This is a genomic window from Arcicella aurantiaca, from assembly GCF_003148625.1.
GTDB classification, from domain to species: domain Bacteria; phylum Bacteroidota; class Bacteroidia; order Cytophagales; family Spirosomataceae; genus Arcicella; species Arcicella aurantiaca.
Genome location: NZ_QGGO01000015.1, coordinates 137,387 through 144,955, shown reverse-complemented (window position 1 = coordinate 144,955; position 7,569 = coordinate 137,387). Strand labels below are relative to the sequence as shown.

Annotated in this window: 6 protein-coding genes; 3 read left to right on the top strand and 3 right to left on the bottom strand. The window is 35.7% G+C overall.

What is annotated here, in order from left to right; genetic code table 11:
• Positions 1-777 precede the first annotated feature (777 nt).
• Together LV89_RS14985 and LV89_RS14980 are read right to left on the bottom strand one after the other, a co-directional pair.
• Entirely contained in the window at positions 778-1,293 is a 516-nt protein-coding gene (locus LV89_RS14985; protein WP_109743725.1) for a hypothetical protein, read from the bottom strand.
• Between the two features lie 2 nt (positions 1,294-1,295).
• Complete coding sequence (locus tag LV89_RS14980; RefSeq protein WP_109743724.1) at positions 1,296-1,778, bottom strand: Panacea domain-containing protein; 483 nt, start codon at positions 1,776-1,778, stop codon at positions 1,296-1,298.
• A 581-nt stretch (positions 1,779-2,359) separates the two neighbouring features.
• Between LV89_RS14980 and rbp the strand changes: the two genes are divergently transcribed.
• Both rbp and LV89_RS14970 read left to right on the top strand, forming a co-directional pair.
• Complete coding sequence (rbp, locus tag LV89_RS14975) at positions 2,360-2,698, top strand: RNA-binding regulator (protein WP_109743723.1); 339 nt, start codon at positions 2,360-2,362, stop codon at positions 2,696-2,698.
• 51 nt (positions 2,699-2,749) lie between these two features.
• The gene (locus LV89_RS14970; RefSeq protein WP_109743722.1) at positions 2,750-4,063 is read left to right on the top strand and encodes a TolC family protein; all 1,314 of its coding nucleotides are present in this window, start codon (positions 2,750-2,752) and stop codon (positions 4,061-4,063) included.
• A 110-nt stretch (positions 4,064-4,173) separates the two neighbouring features.
• On the opposite strand, the gene LV89_RS14965 is transcribed toward LV89_RS14970, so the two are convergent.
• The gene (locus LV89_RS14965; protein ID WP_109743721.1) at positions 4,174-5,961 is read right to left on the bottom strand and encodes an ABC transporter ATP-binding protein; all 1,788 of its coding nucleotides are present in this window, start codon (positions 5,959-5,961) and stop codon (positions 4,174-4,176) included.
• Between the two features lie 240 nt (positions 5,962-6,201).
• Here LV89_RS14965 and nusB point away from each other — a divergent pair, with 240 nt between their 5' ends.
• Complete coding sequence (nusB, locus tag LV89_RS14960; RefSeq protein ID WP_109743720.1) at positions 6,202-7,392, top strand: transcription antitermination factor NusB; 1,191 nt, start codon at positions 6,202-6,204, stop codon at positions 7,390-7,392.
• Positions 7,393-7,569 lie beyond the last annotated feature (177 nt).

Genomic DNA, 7,569 nt, shown 5'->3' with positions numbered 1-7,569 from the left:
GTTTCTTTTTGGTTTAAACGCTGGGAGGATAATAAATCCCGAGGTCTCAAAGATTTAGCACGTAGTGGTCGCCCCAGTATATTGACTCCAAAGGAAAAAAAAGTATCATCGAATCTTCCCTTTTAGGAATTGTAAATATTAATCTTCGATGTAATGAATTAAATAAAACCTTTGGCAAACGATTTAGTAAATGGACTTTGATTCGATTGCTACAACTACATTTGTTTACTTGGCGGAGAGTGACAAAATCCCTTGAATCTCAAAGAGATGAAGGAATGTTTCAATTTTTCAAACAAGAACTTGCTTTACTGAGGCAAGAACAACATTTGGGAAAAATAAATCTTTGGTACTATGATCCCACTGGTTCAAGCGTCTTCGCTTGAATCCCACTCGTGCGTAAGCATTGGAACAGGTAAAAATAAGAGTTCAAGCGAGGACGCTTGAACAAGTGGGAAACTGGTAAAAATAAGAGTTCAAGCGAGGACGCTTGAACCAGTGAGAGGACGCTTGAACCAGTGTGATTTCAAACTGAGGGAGTTGAAGATCCCCACTGGTTCAAGCGTCCTCGCTTGAATTCACTCGTGCATAACCACTGATTCAAGCGTCTTCGCTTGAATCCACTCGTGCGTAAGCATTGGAATAGGTAAATTATTAGTAAGAACCGATATGGCGAGTTACTGACGCACGATGTATGGTGTGTACACGCATACATGGGGACGAAGTGGGTTCTACCAACCAAGGAAATAGCTACCCATGTTGGGTGCAGAGCTTTTCGTGCTAATCTCTTGGGTAAATGGTATGGTGTCTGTCATACCATACAAGATAAAAAACTCCTTTATAAAGAAAACCACAAGCTCTTGCGGCTTGAACATATTGCAAATCAAATTGATAAAGGTTTGGTAACTCTTCATCTTTGAGTAATTCGTTCTTGAAAGTTAGAATAGTTTTAAAATCTTTTCTTGAAATAGATACTTTTCTGTCATCAAAATCAATGGTATGAAATCTGTAATTGGGCGTTACTTTTAGTTCATTATAGGTAATAGCAGATATTTTTTTTAGTCCTTCTAATAATCCAACATAATCTTTGACTTCTAATTTATCGGAGTTATAGCACAATGCAGAACCTGAAAGAGATAAGTAATCAAATGCAAAAACAGGTTTTAAATGTTTGATGTCGTAAAATGAATAACCTTTCTCTCCAAGTTTGTACTTTGTTTGCTGGCTAATTATTTTGTCAAGTTGTATTAGTGGGTCAGCAATATTATATGTCTTTTTAGGGTCATTTTTTGCCATGTCTAATTCAAAGAAGTATAAAATTCTCTCATTCTACCTTTTGGAATGATATTGTTGCAAGATTGGTGTGGTGCAAAGCCTTGTCTCGCTTCAATCCAAGGGGCTTCGTTGTGAGTTAAAAGTTCTAACTCCAATGAAGATAGACCACTGTATTTGTTCAGGACTGAATAAATAAGTCCAAGTTGATTCTCTGATAAATTATTATCTGTAATGATAGATTCAATCTCTTTGTCCACTGTGTCGAATTGGTCATTTACAACTTCTAAATTATTGAAGCCAAATTCTTTAAGTTCACGATAAAGTTGGGGTACTACTGGACCGTGAACCCACGCTTCAAAGTCCTCATCTAATAATGGGGATTCAAGATGAACAAGATTCCATGCCTCAATATAGTAAATAAGTTTCTGCAACTTTTTGTGAGAAACTGTATCGCCCTTTTGATTTACGAAATGTGTTACGATATGTGCTAAATCTAATGATTTCATTTTGCAAAGGTAATAGTTTTTTTTAAAATATCAATTTTTGTACAACTGTTTGATTTTCAGTTGATTTTTGGATGATTTTTATTGTTTTACTACCTCTTAGCATTGCACTTAACTCCTAAAAATACGAAAATTTTGTCGTATTTTTTGTATTGTTTGGCACTTTGTCAATTTGCATTGTACTATTCTTTTCGTACTTTCTGGTTGCTACAAAAGTATATCTTTTAAAGATAAATATCATTTTCGCATTTGCAAAAACACTATTCACCTCACTGGTTCAAGCGTCCTCGCTTGAATCCACTCGTGCGTAAGCATTGGCACTGGTAAAAATAAGAGTTCAAGCGAGGACGCTTGAACCAGTGAGAGATCCACTCGTGCGTAAGCATTGGCACTGGTTGGTAAAAATAAGAGTTCAAGCGAGGACGCTTGAACCAGTGAGATAGAAATCGCAGACTTGCACCAATTAAAGGATACTGAAATCTAAATCCCAATAACTAACCCCACCTAAATATAAAAACCAATCCCCAATCTCCAATAACTAATCCCGAATTAGTACCTTTGCAAAACAAAAAATAAGAAATCAAATGGATATATATGTAGGAAGTATTCCTTTCAAATGGAAGGAGGCTAAATTGGTAGAGATTTTTGGAGAATTTGGAGAAGTACATTCTGCCAAAATCGTGATAGATAAAATCACTCGTCAGAATAAAGGTTTTGCCTTTGTTGAAATGCCAAATGACGAAGAAGCAAAAGCGGCAATTGAGGCTTTGGACGGCAAAGAATTCGACGAAAGAAAAATCATCGTTAATAAATCTGTACCCAATAATGCAGGAAGTTTGGATAAAAAGAAGAAAAAACATTATCCTTCAAAACCAGAAAATAAAGAATGGAAGCCTTTTAAGGGTATTGGTAAGAAAAGATAATGCTTTTCAATGAGTAATCAACATTTCATCAACTGAAAACTATAATAATTAATGAAGTACGTTTTACTGCTAATTACAACCTGTTTCGTAATGCGTGTGGAAGCACAAGGAGTTTTAACGCTTGATGAAGCCGTAAGAATCTCTCTGGAAAATAATTACGCCATCAAAATTGCGAAAAGTAATCAGAAAATTGCCGATAATAATAACACTCGTGGCAATGCAGGAATGTTGCCCGTCGTAACGGGTTCTGCTAATAAAAACTATAATATCAGTAGTGTAACGATTGGGCTTTTTGACCCAAATTTGCCAACAATTGAACGGTCGGGCGTAGCCAATAATACAGGAGGAGCAGGTATAAATGCAGTTTGGACGCTATATGACGGCTTAGGAATGTTCATTGCTCGTGACCGCCTCCGTGAACTCCAAAAAACAAATGTTACGCAAATTGAAAGTGCCGTAGAAAACTCAATTGCTCAGGTTAGCAATGCGTATTATGATATTATTCGTCAGTCGAGAAGAGTAAAAAACTTGAAACAAGGTTTGGAAATTTCAAATGACCGCCTAAAATTATCCCGTGACCGCTATGAGGTTGGGCAAGGTTCTAAGGTGGATTTCCTTTCAGCACAAGTGGATTATAATGAAGATAAAGCCGCACTTATCGCTCAGGAACAAGCTTTAGAAAACTCTAAAATTAGTCTTAATTCATTGTTGATTAGAAACTTACAAGAAGGTTTTTCTACTCACGATACCATTACTTACGATAAAACACTTTCCTTAGACATTTTGAGAGAAGCCACTGTAAAACAAAATCCATTATTGATTTTAGCGGAACAGAATAAACGTTTGGCAGAAATGGAAGTTAAAATGCAAAAATCTGCTCAATTACCTCAAATTGACCTTGTTACAGGGTATAACTATAACTCTTCAAATAACGGTGCGGGAGCTCCACAAGCTACAAAGTCACTACAAAATTTTGCGTTCAATTATGGGTTAAGAGCGTCGATAAATATTTTTGATGGCTATAATCAAAAGCGTAGAATCCAAAATGCTAAAATAGGACAGGAGATAGCCAATTTACAAGAAGGCGATTTACGAAATCAATTAAATACGGCTTTGGAAAGAACCTATTTGAACTACCGTAATGCTTTAGAATTGATTAAGTTAGAGACAGAAAATTACAAAATTGCTCGCCAAAATATTGACATTGCTTTTGAAAGATACAAAGTTGGTAACTCAACATCGTATGAACTTCGTGAAGTTCAACGTAATGCAGTAGTCGCAGAAACTCGTCTAATTGAAGCTGAATACAATGCCAAAATCACGGAGATTGAATTGTTGAGATTGAGTAGTAAGATTTTGGAGTAAGTATTGGAATATAAATGGAACACGGATTAAAAAGATTAGACACAGATTAACAATTGTATATCCGTGTCTAATCCTTTTAATCCGTGTTCTATTATTTTTATGTTGGTTTCCTATGCGTTTACATCTTCAACCGCCATTTGTTTATCATACAATTCCCGATAGGCACCGTTTGCTTCCATCAAATCGTCGTGAGAGCCTTGTTCGATAATATGACCATCGTCGAGCATGATGATTTTGTCCGCTAATTTTGCCGATGAAACTCTATGCGAAATAATCACGGAAGTACGCCCCTTCATAATGCTTTGAAGATTGTTAAGAATTTGATTTTCAGTTTTAGTATCTACTGCCGAAAGACAGTCGTCCAAAATCAAAATGCGTGGTTCACGAGCAATGGCACGAGCAATAGAAAGTCGTTGTTTTTGTCCTCCCGAAAGCGTCACGCCACGTTCTCCCAAAACAGTATCAAATCCTTCTGGAAAATCAATCACATTATTATACAAATCTGCATCTTTGGCGGCTTGCATAATTTGCTCTTCCGTCATGTTTTCACTACCAAATTTTACATTGTTTTTGATAGAATCTGAAAACAAGAAAACGTCTTGCGGGACATAACCAATTTGCGAACGTAAGTGATTTACATTCAAATTTTTGATGGGATAATTGTCAACTTTTATTTCTCCATTGCTTACATCATACATTCTGCAAAGTAAATTGGCAATCGTACTTTTACCAGAACCAGTTGTTCCCAAAATTGCCACCGATTCTCCCGCAGAAACTTGCATGGAGAAATCCTTTAATGCTACAATTCCCGAATCAGGATATTCAAAAGTTACGTTTTTTACTTCAATATCTCCTGCAATGTCTTTTACGATATTTTCTTTGGAAATAATATCCGTTTTCTCATTCAAAAACTCATTAATTCGTTGTTGCGAAGCCGCTGCACGTTGAATTTGAGAAGCCGTCCAACCCAAGGCAATCATGGGCCACGTGAGCATATAGACGTACATAATAAACTCCGTAATGCTTCCTGGTGTTAAACGTCCCGCCATCACTTCCATGCCACCCACATACACCACAATCACCGAACTTAAACCTGCCAAAACTGAAACCAATGGTGAAAACAGTGAATCAACTTTCACTAAATCCAACGATTTTTCACGGTAAATATTGGCTTGTTTCGTGAAGGCAACGGTTGAAGGCTCTTCTTGCACAAAGGCTTTCAAAACCCTAATTCCCGAAAAGGCTTCTTGCGTAAAAGTAGAAATTTTAGACAAATTAGCTTGAATTTGCTCCGATTTTCGCATGATTATCGTATTCACAAAATAAATACTAAACGATAAAAACGGTACAGGCAAAAGTACAAACCAAGTTAGTTTTTGGTTCACCGAAAGCATATACCAAACTACAAGCACAAATACCGTAATGAGGTTCAAACCGTACATGATAGCAGGTCCAACGTACATCCGAACTTTATTAACATCTTCCGAAATGCGAGCCATTAAATCTCCCGTATTATTTTTACGGTAAAAACTCAAAGGAAGGGTTTGGTAATGATGATAGATTTCGTTTTTCAAATCATATTCAATGTGTCGGGACATCACAATTAAGGTTTGTCGAACCAAGAATAAGAAAAAGCCTTTTAGTAAAGCCAACACCAAAATCATCAATCCATAAAGCAGAATTGAAAAAGCGAAGAATTCGTAAATAGAAGATTGGAGTTTAAACCCGTCGAAAAGGAAATATAAATCAATGGTTTCTTTCACTAAATCAAGAGCGTACCGAACAATTTGGGCAGGCACAACCCCGAAAAGATTGGAAATAAAAGTAAACAAAGTACCCAAAATTAAGTACCATTTATATTTCAGAAAGTATTTGTTGAGATGCTTTAGGTATTTCATATAATATTGAACGTGTCAATTCTTTCAATTGTTCATTGAGGCATTAAAATTAATAATTCTGTGGTTGCAATGCTAATTCCACTAACCCCAATTTAAAATCAGGTGTCGTTTGGTTTTGTGTCTTAGATGCTTAACTATAAAAACTTCTTTAACACAATAAATTTACTTAAAATAGCTCTATTTTCTTAAAAAAATACTAATTTTGCAACATTATTTGTAACACGGACACACAGTCCGTTCATGTCTAAAAAAAAACGTTCTTTCAAGTACAAAATGGTAAATAGACGACTTCTCCGAACAAAGGCTTTCCAGAACCTTTATGCTTTCCGCACAGCCGAACGAGCTGACTATCAGTTATACTACGATTTGATTTCAGAATCGTTCCTTCCCAATCTTGACTTAATGATTCCTAAAGAGCAACAAATGCCCAAGCTTGAAGGCTTGCGTAAGTTGGCTGAATTGCATTATGAGGAAATCTTGAACAAAAAGGAATCTGACGAAGATGTGCCAGTAGATTCAAAAAATGCTGCAAAAAAGAATATTCTCCTATATCGTGATGCCGTAAAAAGAGACCGTGCAAAAATTACGCAAACAATGGTGGACGAAGTAGAAAATATCTACAATGTCTATTTGAAAATGCTTAATTTGTTGCTTGAAATTACAGAAATTGCTGTTTGGGACGAACAACGCCGTTTAGTTGAAACTGATTATCGTACAGCCAGATTAGCCGAAAATAGTGTGTTAAAGGCACTTAAAAACCTTAAAGCTTTAGAAACTGAGTCAATCCGTAGAAATGTCAATTGGACTGACGAAGACCAAAATCTCCTCCGTAAACTTTTCTTAGACGGCATCTTGCCTGATACCGAATTCCAGTCGTACCTTCGTAGCACAAAACATACTTTTGAAGAAGATTTAGCTTTGGTTGTGTACCTTGTTAAAACTTTTGTGTTGAAACATCATTCTATTACGGACTATTTTGAAGAAAAAGACTTAAATTGGGACGAAAATAAAGGGGTTCTTAAAAGTATGATTGTAAAAACTTTTAAGATTACCAATATCGAAGAACTTGCTTTACAACCCTTAGCAATGAATTGGGAAGATGATAAATTCTATTTCATAGACCTTTTCAACAACGTTTTAGACAATGAAGAGTCTTACGAAAAAATCATTTTAGACCAAACTCAAAATTGGGAAGGCGACCGTTTAGCCATGACCGACTTACTAATTTTGAAATTAGGATTAGCTGAAATGATTCATTTTTCGAGTATTCCTGTAAAAGTTACTATCAATGAATACATTGAATTAGCAAAGAATTATTCAACACCAAAGTCTGGACAATTTGTCAATGGTCTTTTAGACGTACTTTCTCAGAAATTACAAAAAGAGAATATTATACGAAAATCTGGACGTGGATTAATAGACAATAAATAATCAGTGAACAGTTATCAGTTAACAGTGAACAGTTAACAGTTAACAGTAACCATAAAGAAGTAAATCGTGAAAATTAAGTCAAATTATTGGAACTTTAATTTCAGAATTGCCCTGTTTTTAACTGATAACTGATAACTGATAACTGATAACTGATAACTGATAACTGATAACTGATAA

What these genes read in the sequence shown, in the direction of transcription:
- LV89_RS14985 (WP_109743725.1), bottom strand. Translation starts at nt 1,293, where the DNA reads ATGGCAAAAAATGACCCTAAAAAGACATATAATATTGCTGACCCACTA.
- LV89_RS14980 (WP_109743724.1), bottom strand. Translation starts at nt 1,778, where the DNA reads ATGAAATCATTAGATTTAGCACATATCGTAACACATTTCGTAAATCAA.
- rbp (WP_109743723.1), top strand. Translation starts at nt 2,360, where the DNA reads ATGGATATATATGTAGGAAGTATTCCTTTCAAATGGAAGGAGGCTAAA.
- LV89_RS14970 (WP_109743722.1), top strand. Translation starts at nt 2,750, where the DNA reads ATGAAGTACGTTTTACTGCTAATTACAACCTGTTTCGTAATGCGTGTG.
- LV89_RS14965 (WP_109743721.1), bottom strand. Translation starts at nt 5,961, where the DNA reads ATGAAATACCTAAAGCATCTCAACAAATACTTTCTGAAATATAAATGG.
- nusB (WP_109743720.1), top strand. Translation starts at nt 6,202, where the DNA reads ATGTCTAAAAAAAAACGTTCTTTCAAGTACAAAATGGTAAATAGACGA.